General features: G+C 64.8%; 16 protein-coding genes. 11 read left to right on the forward strand and 5 right to left on the reverse strand.

What is annotated here, in order from left to right; all coding sequences use genetic code 11:
* Positions 1–133: hypothetical protein (locus FGL95_RS32335; RefSeq protein WP_240962990.1), on the forward strand; the 133-nt coding region annotated here is incomplete at its 5' end.
* 51 nt (positions 134–184) lie between these two features.
* Here FGL95_RS32335 and FGL95_RS12270 read toward each other — a convergent pair.
* Positions 185–1,327 carry a glycosyltransferase gene (locus FGL95_RS12270; protein ID WP_169587109.1) on the reverse strand — a complete coding sequence of 381 codons (1,143 nt, stop codon included), beginning with the start codon at positions 1,325–1,327 and terminating at the stop codon, positions 185–187.
* 221 nt (positions 1,328–1,548) lie between these two features.
* Between FGL95_RS12270 and FGL95_RS12275 the strand changes: the two genes are divergently transcribed.
* A complete protein-coding gene (locus tag FGL95_RS12275; protein ID WP_169587112.1) occupies positions 1,549–2,025 on the forward strand; it encodes a hypothetical protein in 477 nt (158 codons plus the stop codon).
* A 16-nt stretch (positions 2,026–2,041) separates the two neighbouring features.
* On the opposite strand, the gene FGL95_RS12280 is transcribed toward FGL95_RS12275, so the two are convergent.
* Positions 2,042–3,229 (reverse strand): sensor histidine kinase, encoded by a 1,188-nt coding sequence (locus FGL95_RS12280; RefSeq protein WP_169587114.1) that lies wholly within the window; start codon positions 3,227–3,229, stop codon positions 2,042–2,044.
* A gap of 1 nt (position 3,230) precedes the next feature.
* The gene (locus FGL95_RS12285; protein WP_169587116.1) at positions 3,231–3,869 is read right to left on the reverse strand and encodes a response regulator; all 639 of its coding nucleotides are present in this window, start codon (positions 3,867–3,869) and stop codon (positions 3,231–3,233) included.
* 100 nt (positions 3,870–3,969) lie between these two features.
* Here FGL95_RS12285 and FGL95_RS12290 point away from each other — a divergent pair, with 100 nt between their 5' ends.
* Positions 3,970–4,476 (forward strand): CHAP domain-containing protein, encoded by a 507-nt coding sequence (locus tag FGL95_RS12290; protein WP_169587118.1) that lies wholly within the window; start codon positions 3,970–3,972, stop codon positions 4,474–4,476.
* Here FGL95_RS12290 and FGL95_RS12295 read toward each other — a convergent pair.
* A complete protein-coding gene (locus FGL95_RS12295; protein WP_169587120.1) occupies positions 4,458–5,729 on the reverse strand; it encodes a uracil-xanthine permease family protein in 1,272 nt (423 codons plus the stop codon). The two genes, FGL95_RS12290 and FGL95_RS12295, sit on opposite strands and share 19 nt — an antisense overlap.
* 62 nt (positions 5,730–5,791) lie before the next feature.
* Positions 5,792–6,307, reverse strand: a complete 516-nt coding sequence (locus FGL95_RS12300; protein WP_169587122.1) for a TetR family transcriptional regulator — start codon at positions 6,305–6,307, stop codon at positions 5,792–5,794.
* A 95-nt stretch (positions 6,308–6,402) separates the two neighbouring features.
* Here FGL95_RS12300 and FGL95_RS12305 point away from each other — a divergent pair, with 95 nt between their 5' ends.
* The 8 genes from FGL95_RS12305 to FGL95_RS12340 all read left to right on the forward strand — a co-directional run bounded on the left by FGL95_RS12305 (position 6,403) and on the right by FGL95_RS12340 (position 17,546).
* A complete protein-coding gene (locus FGL95_RS12305; protein ID WP_169587124.1) occupies positions 6,403–7,911 on the forward strand; it encodes an MFS transporter in 1,509 nt (502 codons plus the stop codon).
* 117 nt (positions 7,912–8,028) lie between these two features.
* Positions 8,029–9,282, forward strand: coding sequence for a GTP cyclohydrolase II (locus FGL95_RS12310; protein WP_169587126.1), 1,254 nt, complete (start codon positions 8,029–8,031; stop codon positions 9,280–9,282).
* On the forward strand, positions 9,279–10,481 hold the full coding sequence (locus tag FGL95_RS12315) for a URC4/urg3 family protein (RefSeq protein WP_169587128.1): 1,203 nt from the start codon (positions 9,279–9,281) through the stop codon (positions 10,479–10,481). Before FGL95_RS12310 ends, FGL95_RS12315 begins: the two co-directional genes overlap by 4 nt.
* 25 nt (positions 10,482–10,506) lie before the next feature.
* Positions 10,507–11,136, forward strand: a complete 630-nt coding sequence (upp, locus tag FGL95_RS12320) for a uracil phosphoribosyltransferase (protein WP_169587130.1) — start codon at positions 10,507–10,509, stop codon at positions 11,134–11,136.
* Positions 11,137–11,222: 86 nt separating this feature from the next.
* Positions 11,223–11,588, forward strand: coding sequence for a helix-turn-helix transcriptional regulator (locus FGL95_RS12325; RefSeq protein WP_169587132.1), 366 nt, complete (start codon positions 11,223–11,225; stop codon positions 11,586–11,588).
* The gene (locus tag FGL95_RS12330; protein ID WP_169587134.1) at positions 11,588–12,937 is read left to right on the forward strand and encodes a permease prefix domain 1-containing protein; all 1,350 of its coding nucleotides are present in this window, start codon (positions 11,588–11,590) and stop codon (positions 12,935–12,937) included. The genes FGL95_RS12325 and FGL95_RS12330 overlap by 1 nt, the downstream gene beginning before the upstream one ends.
* Before the next feature lie 98 nt (positions 12,938–13,035).
* Complete coding sequence (locus FGL95_RS12335; RefSeq protein WP_240962971.1) at positions 13,036–15,261, forward strand: heavy metal translocating P-type ATPase; 2,226 nt, start codon at positions 13,036–13,038, stop codon at positions 15,259–15,261.
* Positions 15,258–17,546 carry a heavy metal translocating P-type ATPase gene (locus FGL95_RS12340; protein WP_169587138.1) on the forward strand — a complete coding sequence of 763 codons (2,289 nt, stop codon included), beginning with the start codon at positions 15,258–15,260 and terminating at the stop codon, positions 17,544–17,546. The genes FGL95_RS12335 and FGL95_RS12340 overlap by 4 nt, the downstream gene beginning before the upstream one ends.
* Positions 17,547–17,561: the final 15 nt, after the last annotated feature.

Genomic DNA, 17,561 nt, shown 5'->3' on the forward strand with positions numbered 1-17,561 from the left:
CACCAAGATCCGGTTGATCACGCGACGCGGCTTCGGGTTTCACACCCCCGAAGCCGTCGTCGCGCTGGCGATGCTCAGCCTCGGCGGTTCCCGACCCCAGCTACCCGGCAGAGACCCACGGATAAGTCAGTAGAGCCTCTTTTTGGAGTCCCTGGACTCCAAAAAGACTCACGAGGGTTGGGGGTCACCTGGTGAGCGCCACCAGGTCGGCGACGACCTCGCCGGGGTGGGGCATCTTCTCGATCTCCATCGCCACGTCGTGTGCGGCGCTGCGGTACTTGTCGCGCCGCAGCAGTGACCGCACGTTGTCGCACACCGACTCGCGCGTGACGTCGGCTGGGTCCATCGCGATGGCGACACCCCGCTGCGCTGCTATGCCCGCATTGATCGGCTGATCGGCATCGAGCGGGACGATGATCGACGGAATGCCGCAGCTCAGGGCGCCGAGCATCGTTCCACTGCCGCCGTGATGAATCGCCAGATCGATGTTGGGCAGCAGGTCGGCCTGATGGACGAACGGCATGATCGTCACGCCGTCGGGAACATTCCCGAGCGGCACATCGTCGGTCGCACCGAGCGCGACGACGACGCGGGCACCCTCGTCGACCAAGCCGTTGATGGCATGCGCGACGATGTCCGGCGAAGCGGCAACGGTCCCCAGCGTCACGTAGGCAAGCGGACCGGGGCCGGTGACCGATTGCGGCAGTGGCGATGTGGGTTCCGACCATGGGACGGGACGAAGCGGGATCCACGCCGGGTGGTCGAGGAAAGTCGGGTTCTCCAGGCTCGGTGGGAAGATGCCGAGATACGCGTCGCCGACGAACACGTCGAGCGGTGCTTCGTCGAAGCCGTACTTCGCCCACAGCGCCGACAGCAGACCATCGGCCAACGCCTCGATCTCGGCGGGCAACTTGCGCGACACCGAATGCACCACTGCCGGAATGCCTTCCGACGCAGCGGCGACCGCGGCTCCGAAATCCACCTGGTCGTACACGACGAGGTCCGCGCGCGTGAAGTGCAGGATCGGGAGTAGGTCGGCAGCCGTCGCAGCTCCAGCGACCTCGACGAAGGCGGTGAAGCCGACCTCCCAATCGGGTCCGTGCGCAGTATTGCCGAGCCGACGGTGCGCCTCGGTCATCGCGGCGGCGATCGACAGCCCGACCGAATAGGTCTCGAATCCCAACGCCCGCAACCGCGGAACGAAACCCGCGCCGGTGGCGAAGATGACGCGATGTCCGGCCGCTCGCAGCGCGTACGCCAACGGCATCATCGGGTACACGTGGCCGTACGACGGACGGGCCGAGAGCACAACAGTCAGGCGCTTCATGTCGGTCCTCCTTCGCGATCCGTGAATAGCTACTCGACCAGGGAAAACGACCGAACCAGACGAGTGGTTCAGCCGTGTCCCCCAATCGGTGGATGTCGGATTCATCCCGTCTGCGGCCTGGTCGGCGGACAGACGGTCCTGCCGAAATAGCCCATAGTTGTCTTATCGCCGGAAACGGCAGCCAGAGAATCCAAAGGCCAAGCCAGACAGGAACTTTCGCCATGAACCGCAGTACTCGCCTCGCAGCACTCCCGCTCATCGCATTCGCAACGGTCGGTACCGCGGTCGGCGCGGCCGGCATCGCGAACGCAGGCACCCTGCCCACCGACGGACCGACGATCGCCATGACGATCCGCAACAACACCAACGACACCTTGTACCTGCGGGGTTCGTCGAACCCGTACGGCGAATGGATCGCGGCACCCCGCGGGGTCCTCGCACCGCACAGCACCGAGATCGTCACCGCGCACAGCCGGAACACCAACGGTTTCGGGATCGACGCAACGTATTCGGTCCGCGGTGACGCGACCGCAGTGTTCTCGGCGTACGACTACAGCTACAACGGCGGCACCAACACCGAGGGCACCAGGACGACCGGCAACGATGGCCGCGGCTTCGACATCAGCAGTTGGATCGACTCGAGCTACCCGACGATGAACGTCAGCTACACGCTGAACCCGCTGATGGGCTCCAATTGACCGCCCCGCGCACACCTCACGGCGAGGGTATCCGCACCTCGATGCGGGTGCCCGCGCCGGGCGCGGTGGTGAGATCGAAAGTGCCGCCCAAGCTTTCGACGCGCAAGTATTGCGACGCGAGCCCGATGTGGCCTTCGGCTACGCGGAGTGGGATGAGGGCGCGGTCGAAACCCACGCCGTCGTCGGCGATGACCAGGGTGATTGCATCACCCGACCTGGACAGCACGATGTCGACCGTCGTTGCGCGGGCGTGCTTGTTGATGTTCGTCAACGACTCTCGTGCCACCCGATACAGCAATGACTGAGCATCGGGGCGGCCGACGTCGGCCAGGTCAGCGCGTACGTCGTATCCGCCTCGTTTCGCGAACTGGTCCGCCAGCTCACGCAGCGCGGGCGCCAATCCGAGCTGGGCCAATACCTGCGGATGGAGCGTCGTGACAGTGGACCGCAACCCGGCCGCGACCTCCCGCAATGCGGACTCAGCGGCCGAAACCAATGGGTCCGAACCCGATTCCAGCGCCTCCTCCAGGTCCATGCGTGCGGCGAGAACGTTCTGCAGCGGACCGTCGTGGAGATCCTCGGCCAAGCGTTGCCGCTCGCGCTCCTCGGTAGCCATGGATTCAGTGACCAATCGCTCGCGAATTGCGAGCAGTTCGACGACAGCGGCCGAGCGCCGCACCAACACAAACGAAAGGCCGGTGGTAGCTGCAGCAAGCCACAGCAGGAAACCGAAGTAGAGGTACACCTCGACAGGCAAGTCAACCTCGTCGTCGCGGACAGCATAGAACAGCCAGACCGCTAGGAACCCGACCGCAACGCTGACGCCAAGGACGGCGGTCACGACGGGCCGATACAGGAACGCGACGGCGACAGGAAGGAGGAAAAACGCGGGCAGCAGCAATGATGTCGCGCCGCCCGAGGCCGAACACAACGCAAGCAACGCAACCAGATCGAATGTCGCGGAAACCCAACCGGCCCACGGCCCGACGGGTTTCTGCCACACCAACCACAACCACCCGACCGCTGCCGCCGCATACACAGCTAGGAGGATCTGAAAGAGATACGGCAACCACTCGTGATGGACAGGAATGACCGGTCCGAGCATCGCCATCAGCGCGACAAGCGGCACGCGCAGAACGGCGGTGACTCGGACCGCTTCTTTTATGTACCGCGCAATTGCCTGGTCTTCGTAGCGACTCGCCATGTCACTTCAGCACTCCGCGGCGCATCGCCTCGGCGACTGCCGCCGCGCGATCGCTCACACCGAGCTTCTCGTACAGGCGCTGAACATGCGTTTTGACCGTCGAGGGAGCGAGAAACATTTGCTTACCCATCGCCGGGATGCTCAGTCCCTGTGCGATCAGGCCGAGCACTTCGGTTTCTCGCGCGCTCAGCGACACCGTAGGTTGCTCGGTCCGGCGTCGGACCTCGCCGACAAGTCCGGCAGCAAGCGCCGCGGGCAGCACGTCGACCCCACGAGCACAATCGAGGACGCCGTTCACGATTTCGGACCGGCTCGACTCCTTCGGCAGAAATCCCGACGCGCCTTCCTGCAGTGCGTGATAGACGATCGCGGGCTCGTTGTGCGCTGATAGCAGCAGTACTCGGGTGGCAAGTCCGGCCTTGCGGACTGCCGCCGCGACTTGTGTGCCGTCGAGCAGCGGCATCCGGAAGTCCAGCAACGCGACCTGCGGCACGTGTTCCTGAATCAGCTTCAGCGCAGCTTCGCCATCGTCGGCTTCACCGACGACCTCGATCGAACCGCTTGCGCTCAGAGCGCGCACTACGCCTTCGCGGAAGAGCGGGTGGTCGTCGCCGACAACGACCCGTACCAACTCTGTCATGTGGTCAGCTTCGCACTGCGCGGCGAGTTGTGCGAGAAATTGATTCTGACTCATCGCTCCCAGGTGTAACACACGTCACGTAAGCAACGAATAGCGCGATATGACGTCAGATAGATCTCGCGCGCACACGGCTGTCGCCGTCGGGGCCACGGCCGTTGTCTTGTTCTCACCGATGGCGATGGCGGGGTCCGCGGTTGCCGACGAGACCTCGACCACCGTGTTGTCGGATACCGCGCAGCAAGTCCGCGCGGTCGGCAAGAAGTCTGCCGTCAATTACGAGACCCCCGGACAGTGCACGTGGGGCGCGATGAACTTCTGGCACGACGCCACCGGCTATTACCCCAACATCCCCGGCGACGCGAAAGAGTGGGCAACGACTGCGGCGCAGCAAGGTTGGACAGTCGTCACCGAGCCGCAGCCGCGCAGCGTCGTCGTCTTACAGCCTGGCGTCAACGGCGCTGACCAGCGCTACGGTCACGTGGGTTGGGTCGATTCGGTCGAGCAGCGCGCCGACGGCGTCTACGTCATCGGCAGACACGTGAACGGGTCGGCGCCGACCTTCGCGTTCAAACAACAACCCGGAATGGTCTACGTCCTCGCGCCGTAGCTCGCGAGCTTCCTGGCGATTGGATAGGCGACGAGGATGCCGATCGAACCCCAGGCAATCCCACCGAGTTCGACGCTGCCGACCGTGAGCGTCAGGTTGCCGATACCCGCGACCAACGCAGCTGCGACGACCGTCAGATTGACCGGATCGCTGAAGTCGACGTGCGCGTCCTGCCAGATGCGGACGCCGAGCAAGCCGATCAGTCCGTAGAGGACGAGCGTCGCTCCGCCGATCACGCCGTCGGGGATGGTGAACACCAGGGCGCCGAATTTCGGCGAGAACGACAAGATGATCGCGGTCGCCGCGGCGACCCAGTAAGCAGCGGTCGAGTACACCTTCGTCGCGGCCATGACGCCGATGTTCTCCGCATACGTAGTTGTTCCCGAGCCACCGCCGATGCCTGCCAACGTGGTCGCAATACCGTCGGCCACCAACGCATTACCGGCCACATCGTCGAGCGACTTACCTGTCATCGCCGCGACCGCCTTGACGTGTCCGACGTTCTCGGCGACGAGAACGACGACCACCGGCAAGGTCAGCAGGATGACCGACAGGTCGAACGACGGACCGCGAAACTCCGGTAAACCAATCCACGACGCGTCGTGCAACGCATCTAGGCGGGCGTCGGCCAAGCCGCCGATGAGTGCGGCGAACACCCAGCCGGTGACCGACCCGACCAGGATGCTCAGCCTGCCCAGCAAGCCCGGACCGATCACCGTCACCAACAAGATGACAGCGAGGGTGACGCCGGCGATAAGCGGTTGTTTCTGGAACGAGCCGGTCGCGGCTGGCGCGAGGTTCAGCCCGATCAACGCCACGATCGCGCCGGTGACGACCGGCGGCATCACGACATCGAGGACCTTGGCGCCCACCGCACGGACGACGAAACCCACCGCGATCAACACGACGCCGACCGCCAACACGCCACCGAGTTGGGCTGCCGGACCGTCCGACGCCGACGCGGTCAAGGGTGCGATGAAGGCAAACGATGAGCCGAGGTAGCTGGGAACGCGCCCGTGGGTCAGGAGCAGGAACAATGCCGTCCCGACGCCGGAGAACAACAACGTCGTGGTCACGGGAAAACCGGTGATGGTCGGGACCAGCAGCGTCGCCCCGAACATGGCGATCACGTGCTGCATGCCGATCCCCACCGTGCGCGGCCAACTGAGCCGCTCGTCCGGGGCGACGACAGCACCTGCTGGAATGGATCGACCGTTGCCTGCCAGGGTCCAGCGTGGAATTCGGCTAGTCATCCGAACAGTATGTGCGCGAACCCCTCGTGAGTCTTTTTGGAGTCCAGGGACTCCAAAAAGACTCACGAGGGGTGTAGGAGCCGCTCTATCACCTTCGCGTGCAGTTCGGGTTCCGGTGGCGGCAAGCCAAGGAGCGCAGCCAAGTAGATGCCGTCACCGACCAGCCGCACGATCTCGGCCTGGACCGGATCCTCGATCTCGGACCGCAAGCCCTCGTTCCACGCACTCATGGTCTCGACGACGGCTTTCTTGATTTCGCCCGACTGACCGTCGACGCTGCGCAGCACCGCGATCATCGACTGGAACAGAGCGATTTCCTTGTCGTCGTCGTCTGCACATTGCAGATACCACTCCGCGACCGATGTTCCCGCGTCGGCTAGCTGTTGGTTGGATCGCTCCCCCAGCCGACGGACCATCCCCGCGATCAGCGCTTCTTTGGTGCCGAAGTGATAGAGCAGCCCGCCCTTGGACACGCCCGCCTTCGCCGCGACGGCCTCGAGGGTGATCTGCGACAGCCCACCGTCGAGCAGCAATTGCTCGAGCGCGTCGAGTATTCGGTCCTTCGTGCTGACGGTCACGAAACTCACTGTACCGGCTGGACGGTCAGCTGGTATTCTGGAATTACTGTACCGGCTGGACGGTTAAGTCAGTCGGATCGAAAGTAGAGGAAGAAATGTCCATCGCAACGGCCTCGAGGCCGACGGAACTGGTCGAGCCCAAGGCAGGCCCCAAAGCGTGGCTCGGGCTCGCCGTGCTGTCGTTCGCGGTCCTGCTGATCGCGATCGACGCCACGGTCCTCGACCTCGCCTTGCCCGCCATCAGCGTCGACCTGGCACCCAGCAGCGTTCAGTTGCTGTGGGTGATCGACGTCTACTCGTTCGTGCTCGCAGGCCTGCTCGTCACGATGGGCACACTCGGCGACCGCATCGGTCGCCGGCGCCTCTTGCTCATCGGCGCAGTCGGTTTCGGCCTGGCGTCGTTGCTCGCCGCATTGTCGGTGAGCCCGGAAATGTTGATCGCTGCTCGCGTGCTGCAGGGCATCTCGGGCGCGACCCTCATGCCCGCAACCCTCGGCCTGATTCGCACCATGTTCACCGATGCTCGGCAGCGCACCATGGCGATCGGCGTCTGGGGAGCGATGGCTGCGGGCGGTGCCGCTGTCGGACCACTCATCGGCGGGTGGCTGCTCGAGCACTTCTGGTGGGGCTCAGTGTTTCTCATCAACGCGCCTGTGATGATCGTGCTGGTTGTCGTTGGACCGCTGGTGATTCCGGAGTCGAAGGACCCCAACCCAGGCCGATTCGACCTCGTCAGCGCCGGACTGTCGATGCTCGCCATCGTTCCGCTCGTGTACGCGATCAAGGAGTTCGCCGTACACGGTCCGAGCCTGACACTGGCGCCCATCGCGGCCTTCGGACTTGCCGCAGGCACGATGTTCGTCCGCCGTCAGCGCAACCTCGAGGATCCGATGATCGATCTTCGCCTGTTCGCGAACCCGGCCTTCTCCGGTGGCGTGGTGACGAACTTGCTAGCCGTATTCGCCCTCGCAGGCTTCCTGTTCTTCGGATCGCAGTACCTGCAGCTCGTCCTCGGACTGTCGCCGTTACAAGCCGGATTGCTCTGGCTGCCGGAGACTTTGACGACCATTGTCTTCTCGCTGCTGGCTGCGTGGTTCGTTCGACGTTGGCAACCCGGCACGGTGCTGGGCGTCGGATTGGCGCTCGGTTCGCTCGGCGCAGCAGCCTTGCTGTGGCTCGGAACCGACGGCGGCGCACCGCTGTTCATCGGCGCGTCGATCTTCATCGGTGCGGGCGTCGGCATCGCACTGACGTTGACCTCGGACCTCGTCGTCAGCTCGGTGGAACCGGAACGCGCCGGAGCGGCGTCGGCAGTGTCGGAGACGGCCTACGAACTCGGCATCGCCTTGGGCGTCGCAGTCCTCGGCAGCATCGTGATGGCGATCTACCGCGACGGACTCGACATCTCCGGATTGAGCCCGGAGGCGGGCGCCGCGGCACGCGAGACGCTCGGTAGCGCTCTCGCGGAAGGGAACTCCGCACTTGCCGAATCCGCGCAGGCGGCTTTCGTCAGCGGCATCCACGTCTCGGCACTCATCACCGCCGTGGTGTTGGCCGTCAACGCCGTGCTGATCTGGAAGATGCTGCGCCGCAACAGCTCGTGAGTCTTTTAGGAGTCCAGGGACTCCTAAAAGACTCACGAGGGTGGGGTGGCCATTCGGTTCCACCCCACACCGGTGCAACCGAATGGCTATGCTTGCGTTTTCCGATGGAGGTCGAGCATGTCAGACGACGTTGCCGCTTCTGGCCATATCCGATTGACCTCACACACCGGCGGCGTCGGTTCGCTGCCGATCCGCTGGGGCGCGCCGACTGCGACTGAACGCGGTCCGGTGGTCGGGACCACCACCAAGCGGGCGCACCGCAACGTGATCGGCACCCACAGCGGCTCGTACAGCGTGTACCGCGCCCTCGCCGTCGCTGCTGGAGCCTTGTCGCGCCAGCACAAGGCCGACCTCACCAACACCTCCCCCACCGACACCATCGGGCCGCACCCGCAGTGGAGCGAACCAGGCAAGATCGTCAGCCTGGACCCCTGGGGCGCCATAGTGGCCGAGGTCTTCGCCGACGAGCTCGCCGCAGGCCACGACATCCGCCCCTCGATCGCCGTCACGAAGGCGCACGTGATCGTGCCGGAGATCATGGAGGCCATTCAGAAAGGCCGACTGAAACCGGACGGCCGAATTCTGCTGCCGAGCGGCGCCGCAGTGGTCACGAAGGCCGCCATCGAGCCGGTCTGGCACCTGCCTGGCGTGGCGGAGCGATTCCATTGCAGCGAAACGGATCTGCGCCGCGTCCTGTTCGAGGAAACCGGCGGCATGTACCCCGAACTCGTCACCCGCTCCGACCTCGAGGTCTTTCTGCCGCCCATCGGCGGGCAGACCATCTACATCTTCGGCAACCCCTTGCATCTGGCCGATCCCACCGTCGAGCTGACCGCCCGCGTCCACGACGAATGCAACGGCTCTGACGTGTTCGGCAGCGATATCTGTACGTGTCGCCCGTACCTCACCCACGCCATCGAGGAATCCATCCAGGGCGCCCAGCGCGGCGGGGTGGGACTGGTTGCCTACTCGCGCAAGGAAGGTCGCGCACTGGGTGAGGTGACCAAGTTCCTGGTGTATAACGCTCGCAAGCGCCAGGTCCGCGGCGACACCGCAGACCAGTATTTCGCCCGCACCGAATGCGTAGCGGGCGTGCAGGACATGCGCTTTCAGGAAATGATGCCCGACGCCTTGCACTGGCTGGGTATCCGAAAGATCCATCGCCTCGTCTCGATGAGCAATATGAAGTACGACGCCATCACTGGCTCGGGCATCGAAGTCGGCGAACGGGTCGACCTTCCCGACGACCTTATTCCCGCCGACGCACGAGTGGAGATCGACGCCAAAATGGCGGCCGGCTACTTCACACCGGGCGTGGTCCCGGACGCCGAAGAATTGACCAAGCCCAAGGGCCGCGGGTTGGACGGATGACGGTGGCGGATTCCGCGTCGGCCGCCGTCGTTGCCCTGCGCACAACCGCCGCTGTTCGCGAGCGCGCCAATTTCCTTCTGCGACGAGCGCGGGCGGGCGACTCACGTTGGTTCGTCGTGGACGACACCGCGTTGGGGGCGTGCGCGGACGAGGTCGTTGCGGTGACGCGGTCCCGCTACCCCGACCTCGCAATTCCCTTCCACAGCCGGTGGCGGCATTTCGAGGCTGGCGGCGTGGACCGCAAAGCCGAATTGGACGTCCGGCTCGCCGACCTGGATGCTCCTGCTCGCGCACGCGCCCAGATCGACCTCGTCGTCGTCAGCGTGCTGCTCGACGCCGGTGCCGGTCCGGACTGGCATTACGACGAGGCCGTGAGCGGGCAGCGTTTCGCGCGGTCCGAGGGTCTGGGTGTGGCGAGTTGGCACGCATTTCTGAACGGCGTGTTCTCGAGCGACCCTGAGCACCCCTTGCAAGTCGATGCGGCCGGACTGTGCGCCCTCTCGCACGATCGCCTGGGCGAGGCATTTCAGGCTGGCCCAGCCAATCCGCTTGTGGGCCTTGACGGTCGGGTGCAGTTGTTGCGACGACTGGGCGAGGCGCTCGGTCCGGGCGGTCGGCCCGGCGACCTGTTCGACGTACTGTCTGCGCCGACGGTCGAAGCCCACGACATCCTGACCCAGCTGCTCGCGTCGCTGTCGGGAATTTGGCTGGCCGACAACGACATCGACGGCAAACCACTCGGTGATTGCTGGCGCCACGACGCCATACCCGGCCGCGGACTGACGCAGGGTTGGATGCCGTTTCACAAGCTGTCCCAATGGCTGACGTACTCGTTGCTGGAGCCGTTCCAATGGGCGGGCGTGCATGTCGTCGGACTCGATGCGCTGACCGGCTTGCCCGAATATCGCAACGGTGGACTACTGCTCGACACCGGCGTGCTGCGGCTGCGCGATGCCGAGTGGAGTGCGCAAACTTGGTCCGTGGCAGATGAATTAGTGGTCGAGTGGCGCGCGCTGACCGTTGCGCTGCTGGACGAACTTGCCCCACTCGTGCGCGACCGACTCGGCGTCGATGCCGAGGCGCTGCCGTTGGCCTGCGTCCTCGAAGGCGGCACCTGGGCCGCGGGGCGCGTCCTGGCGCAACGCCTGCGCGGTGGGCTGCCGCCACTGTCTATCGTCAGCGACGGCACCGTCTTCTAAGGCGCGACTTCTAACAGGAGGATTCATGGGCGAAGTCCATCTGATCGACCACCCGCTTGTGCAGCACAAGCTCACATTGATGCGTCGTAAGGAGGCTTCCACCAACAGCTTTCGACGCCTGACGAACGAGATATCGGCTTTGATGACCTACGAGGTCCTGCGCGATATCGCGATGCAGGAGATCGACATCGAGACGCCGCTGGAGGTCACGACCGGCAAGGTGATCGACGGGAAGAAGCTGGTCTTCGTTTCGATCCTGCGGGCAGGCAACGGCATCCTGGACGGCATGCTTGGGCTGGTCCCCGGCGCGCGTGTCGGCCACATCGGTCTGTATCGCGACCCCAAAACGCTTGGCGCAGTGGAGTACTACTTCAAGATGCCCGGCGATCTCCACGAGCGCGACGTTGTGGTCGTCGACCCAATGCTCGCCACCGGCAACTCCGCCGTCGCGGCAGTCGAACGACTGAAGGAATGCAGCCCCAAGTCGATCAAGTTCGTCTGCCTACTGACCTGCCCCGAGGGCATCGCCGCGTTCCACAAAGCGCACCCCGACGTGCCGCTGTACACAGCCGCGATCGACCGTGGACTCAACGACCACGGCTACATCCTCCCTGGCCTCGGCGACGCAGGCGACCGCATCTTCGGCACCAAATAGCCCCACCCCTCGTGAGTCTTTTAGGAGTCTATGGACTCCTAAAAGACTCACAGCAGTTCTATGCATAGATCTGCTAGGTTAGTGACGTGCATATCGACAAAGACCTGGTAGCTGCCTCGGCGACGCCGCTGGTGCTCGGAATTCTCGCCGACGGCGAGTCGTCCTACGGCTACGCGATTCTCAAGCGAGTCAACGAGCTGTCCGGCGGACGGATGCAATGGACCGACGGGATGCTCTACCCCCTGCTGCATCGCCTGGAACGACTCGGCCATGTGTCCTCTTCCTGGCAGTCGGCCGAAACCGGTCGCCGGCGCAAGCACTACGTGATCACCGAGTCCGGGCTCGCCGCGCTCGCCGAACGTCGTAACCAGTGGACCGTTGTCGCCGGTGCGCTCGACCAAGTCTGGCGCAGCATCCAATTGCCGCCCGCGACCGCGAATGGATGGGCTTGATGGATACCGAAGCAGAATTGGAATCGCAGATCGGGCAATGGCGCGGCTACGTCGCGCGACGTGTGGCTATTACGGGCGCAGACGTCGATGAGATGGAAGATCATCTGCGCAACCAGGTCTCGGACCTGACGACCGCCGGACTTGCTGCCGACGAGGCGTTTCTCGTCGCCGTCAAACGAATGGGCAACGTCGATTCGATCTCTCGCGAGTTCGCGCGGGAGCACTCCGACCGGCTGTGGAAGCAGCTCGTCCTGATGCCAGCCGAGCTGGACGGCGACCACGCCCGGCCGAAGTACGAACTGATCGTCGTTCTCGTACTGGCCTTCGCCGCGGGACTCGCGGTGAAGATCGGCACCACGCTCATCGACGACGAAGCCACTGCCGCGCGCAATATCAGCCTCTTCGTCCTCCCGTTCCTTGCCGCGTATTTCGCCTGGAAACGTCAGATGAACTGGCGGGCAGCAGCGACCCTGCTCATCCCCGTTGCGTTGGTCGCCATCGTGCTGAACGCCTTCCCTTTCGCACACGAGGGCGCGACCGAGATCCTCGCCGCCATTCACGCGCCGATCGCGTTGTGGTTCGTCGTCGGCGTCGCTTACGTCGGCGGCGAATGGCGCTCCGATCGACGCCGGATGGACTTCGTCCGATTCACCGGTGAATGGTTCGTCTATCTCGTTCTCCTCGGACTCGGCGGCGGCGTACTGACCGGCCTGACGGTCGCTGGGTTCGACGCGGTCGGCATGAACATCGAAGGGGTCATCGGCGATTGGATTGCGCCGTTCGGCGCTGCGGGCGCGGTCATTGTCGCCGCGTGGCTGGTCGAGGCCAAACAGAACGTGGTGGAGAACATCGCACCGGTCCTCACGCGCGTGTTCACCCCGCTGACTGTCGTCATGCTGCTTGCTTTGCTCGTCGCCCTGGCCACCACTGGCAGCGTCGTCGACGTCGACCGCAATCTGCTGATCCAGATGGACCTCATTCTGGTCTTGGTCCTTGGACTGCTGCTCTACGCAATTTCCGCGCGCGACCCATCTACCCCGCCTGGCATCTTCGACTGGCTGCAAGTGGTCCTTGTGATCAGCGCGCTGGCCGTCGATGCGGTCATGCTCGTTGCGATGCTCACGCGGATCGCGGAGTTCGGGTTCACCCCGAACAAGACGGTGGCGCTCGGGATGAACCTGGTGCTGCTCGTCAACTTGGCTTGGTCCGCCCGACTCGGTCTCGGTTTCGTCCGTGGGCGGCGTGGCTTCGGCGAGGTCGAACGCTGGCAGACCCGATACCTCCCGATCTACGGCCTCTGGGCTGCGGTGGTGGTCGTCGCGATGCCCCCGATCTTCGACTTCGCCTAGCCCCTCGTGAGTCTTTTGGGAGTCCCTGGACTCCTAAAAGACTCACGACCATTGGCGGTGGTTGAATACCCCTGGGGGGTAGGTGTATGGTTGCCGTCATGACCGACGTCGAATTGCTCATCGGCGGCATGACCTGCGCTTCCTGTGCCAACCGAATCGAAAAGAAGCTGAACAAGCTCGAGGGTGTCACGGCCACCGTCAACTACGCGACGGAAAAAGCGCACGTCACCTTCGATGCAGCGACCGCACCCGACGACCTGATCGCCACCGTCGAACAGGCCGGCTACACCGCAACACTCCCCCGCCGCGAACCCGCGGAATCCGGAGCAGAGGTCGATCCGGTCGCGTCGTTGCGGCACCGCCTACTGGTCTCGTTGGCGCTGAGCATCCCCGTTGTTGCCATGGCGATGATCCCGGCGCTGCAGTTCACCAACTGGCAGTGGCTGTCGCTCACCCTCGCGGCGCCAGTTGTCGTGTGGGGTGCATGGCCGTTCCATACGGCGGCCTGGGCAAACCTGCGCCACGGCACGGCGACCATGGACACGTTGGTGTCGATCGGCACGTTGGCCGCGCTCGGCTGGTCGGTCTACGCCTTGTTCTGGGGCATGGCTGGAATGCCGGGGATGAAGCACGCTTTCGAACTGTCGATCGCCCGCAGCGACGGCACCGGAAATATCTACCTGGAAGCGGCTGCCGGCGTCACGACGTTCGTGCTTGCAGGGCGCTATTTCGAGGTCCGAGCCAAGCGGCGCGCAGGCGCAGCGCTCCGCGCGCTGCTGGAGCTCGGTGCAAAAGACGTGTCCCGGCTGCGCGACGGCGTCGAGGAACGAATCAGCATCGACCGACTCGCCGTCGGCGACCACTTCGTCGTGCGACCAGGCGAGAAGATCGCCACCGACGGCGTCGTCGTCACCGGCTCGTCGGCAGTCGATGCATCGATGATCACGGGTGAATCCGTCCCCGTCGAGGTCGCACCCGGCGACGCAGTCGTCGGCGCAACAGGCAACGTCGGCGGACGAATCATCGTGCGCGCCACCCGGATCGGATCCGACACACAGCTCGCTCAGATGGCGAAGCTGGTCGAGGACGCGCAGACCGGCAAAGCGCAGGCGCAACGATTGGCCGACACGATCTCCGGGATCTTCGTGCCGATCGTCGTCGCCATATCGGTTGCCACACTTGGTTTCTGGATCGGCACCGGCGGCTCGATCGCTGCGGCATTCACCGCGGCCGTCGCGGTCCTGATCATCGCCTGCCCCTGCGCGCTCGGGCTGGCGACGCCGACCGCGCTGCTCGTGGGCACCGGGCGGGGCGCCCAACTGGGTATCCTCATCAAGGGACCCGAGGTCCTCGAATCCACCCGCCGCGTCGACACCATCGTGCTCGACAAGACCGGCACGGTCACTACCGGCAAAATGGCGTTGCTCGACGTCGTCACAGCCGACGGGGAGCACGCCGACGACGTACTACGGATTGCCGGGGCACTCGAAGACTCGTCGGAACACCCGATCGCAGTCGCCATCGCGAAGGGTGCACGCGAACGGGTCGGGACGCTGCCCGAGGTCGAAACCTTCACCAACATCGAGGGTCTCGGCGTCCAAGGCGTCGTCGACGGTCATGCGGTGGTCGTCGGCCGCCCCCGCCTGTTGGCCGACTGGTCGCTGCGGCTGCCTGCTGAGCTCGACGCAGCCCTGAGCGCAGCCGAAGCCAAAGGCCGAACAGCGGTCGCGGTGGGGTGGGACGGCGTCGCGCGCGGAGTGCTCGTTGTTGCCGATGCCGTCAAACCGACATCGGCAGCCGCCATCACGCAACTGCGCGCGCTGGGTTTGACGCCGATCATGCTCACCGGCGACAACGCTGCTGCCGCAAGGGCAATCGCCGACCAGGTCGGCATCGAGACCGTCATCGCGGAAGTGCTGCCGCAGGACAAGGTCGACACGATCAAGCGCTTGCAGTCCGAGGGCAAGGTAGTGGCGATGGTCGGCGACGGCATCAACGACGCCGCCGCCCTGGCGCAGGCCGACCTCGGCCTGGCGATGGGCACTGGCACCGACGTCGCGATCGAAGCCAGCGACCTCACCCTCGTCCGCGGGGACCTGCGGGCGGCTGCCGATGCGATCCGCTTGTCCCGCAGAACCTTACGGACGATCAAGGGAAATCTGTTCTGGGCCTTCGGCTACAACGTCGCTGCCATACCTTTGGCCGCGGCCGGACTGCTCAATCCAATGCTGGCGGGCGCTGCAATGGCCTTCTCGTCGGTGTTCGTCGTCAGTAACAGCCTGCGCTTGCGCCGGTTCCGCTCGGCTACGGGAGAACAATCATGAGTGGAGAACGCACCGCGGTTCTCGAGGTCGGCGGCCTCAACTGGGCCACGTCGAAATCCATTGTCGAAAACACACTTTCGGCTCGACCGGGTGTGCTCGACGTCGACGCCAACCCGGTCGCGCAAACTGCGACCGTCACCTACGACCCCGAAGCAACGTCGATCGCCGCACTTACCGAGTGGGTCCAGGATTGCGGCTATCACTGTGCAGGACAATCGGTTCCGGCCCATGTTTGCGTTCCGGCGCACGAGCACGGCGACCACGAGCACGACGCAATGGGCCATGGCGGCAGCCACGCGGGAATGTCGATGGACGGCATGGTCCGCGATATGCGGAACCGGTTCTTCGTCGCCGCGATCCTGTCGATCCCGATTCTGTTGTGGTCACCGATCGGACGCGACGTCTTCGGCTTCACGGCCGCGGCACCGTTCGGGCTTCGCGACGACGTGTTCTCGCTGCTGTTGTCGATCCCGGTGATCTTCTACTCGGCGTGGATCTTCTTCGACGGCGCGTTCCGTGCGCTGCGTGCGCGAACCCTCGACATGATGGTGCTCGTCGCGGTCGGAGTCGGCACGGGCTGGCTGTACAGCCTCTTCACCACCCTCACCGGCGGCGGCGAGGTGTTCTACGAAGCGGCCACCGTGCTGACTGCTTTCGTGCTGCTCGGGCACTGGTTCGAGATGCGGGCCCGCGGCGGAGCGAACGACGCGATCCGCGCCTTGCTGGAACTCGCGCCACCGGTCGCGCTCGTCATTCGCGACGGCGAACCGGTCGAGACGCCGACCTCGGAAGTCCAGGTTGGCGATCTGCTGCTCATCCGTCCCGGAGCCAAGATTCCGGTCGACGGCAGCGTCGAAGACGGCCGGTCCGAGGTCGACGAATCGATGGTCACCGGCGAAAGCCTGCCGGTCGACAAGACGGCTGGGTCGCAGGTGATCGGTGCGTCGATCAATACCACCGGCACCCTTCGGGTGCGAGCAACCAAGGTCGGGTCCGACACCGCGCTCGCTCAGATCGTCGCACTCGTTCAGGAAGCCCAGAACTCACGCGCGCCTGGCCAACGATTGGCCGACCGCGCAGCATTCTGGCTGGTACTCGTCGCGCTGCTGGGTGGTCTCGGCACCTTCCTGGTCTGGCTGCTGGTCGGCGACAGCCCCCAGATGGCTCTGCTGTTCGCGATCACCGTCGTAGTGATCACCTGCCCCGACGCGCTCGGTTTGGCTACTCCGACCGCGATCATGGTCGGCACCGGACTGGGCGCGAAGCGTGGCGTCCTGTTCAAGAACGCGACAGCACTGGAAACCTCAGCCCGCATCGACACAGTCGTGATGGACAAGACCGGGACCCTGACCAAGGGTGAACCCGAGGTCACCGACGTGCTTGTCGACGGGCTCGGCGAGGACGAGATGTTGACTCTCGCCGCCGCGGTCGAGCGCGAATCCGAGCATCCGTTGGCGGGTGCCGTGGTCCGGCACAGCGTCGAGCGCGGACTTGCTCCCCGGCTCGCTGCAGACTTCCGGAACGTGCCGGGCCACGGCGCCTCTGCCGAGGTCGACGGTCACCGCGTCATCGTCGGAACCCGCAAATTGATGACCGATGAGCAGGTCGAGTTGGGCGCCCTGACTGCGAAGCGCGACGAACTCGCCGATGCTGGACGCACGGCGGTTCTCGTTGCGGTCGACGGACGTGTGGTCGGCGTGATCGCGATGGCTGACGCAGCTCGCGACACCGCAGCACGCGCAGTGTCGACATTGCACGACGCCGGAATCAACGTCGTCATGTTGTCCGGCGACAATCGCGCCACCGCCGAGCGGATCGCGTCGCAGCTCGGCATCGACTCGGTCATCGCCGAGGTGCTGCCGCAGGACAAGTCGGCAAAGATCACCGAGCTGCAGGCGGCCGGCAAGCGGGTGGCCATGGTCGGCGACGGCGTCAACGACGCGCCAGCGTTGGCGCAAGCCGATCTCGGCATCGCTATCGGCGCCGGCACCGACGTTGCCATCGAAACCGCGGATGTTGTTCTGATGCGGTCGGATCCGCTCGATGTCGCGTTGGCATTGCGGATCGGCAAGGGCACTGTGCGCAAGATGCGCCAGAACCTCGGGTGGGCAATCGGATACAATTTGATCGCGCTGCCGATTGCGGCAGGCGTCTTCGAACCTTCCCTCGGACTGGTGCTTCGACCGGAAATCGCAGCGCTGTCGATGTCGGGATCCAGCCTGATCGTCGCGGTGAACGCGCTGCTGCTCAAGCGATTGAAACTGCCACAGCAGGTTGAGGTTTGATGACCAGGTTCGAAT

This window comes from Antrihabitans stalactiti, assembly GCF_012932915.1.
Taxonomy (GTDB): domain Bacteria; phylum Actinomycetota; class Actinomycetes; order Mycobacteriales; family Mycobacteriaceae; genus Antrihabitans; species Antrihabitans stalactiti.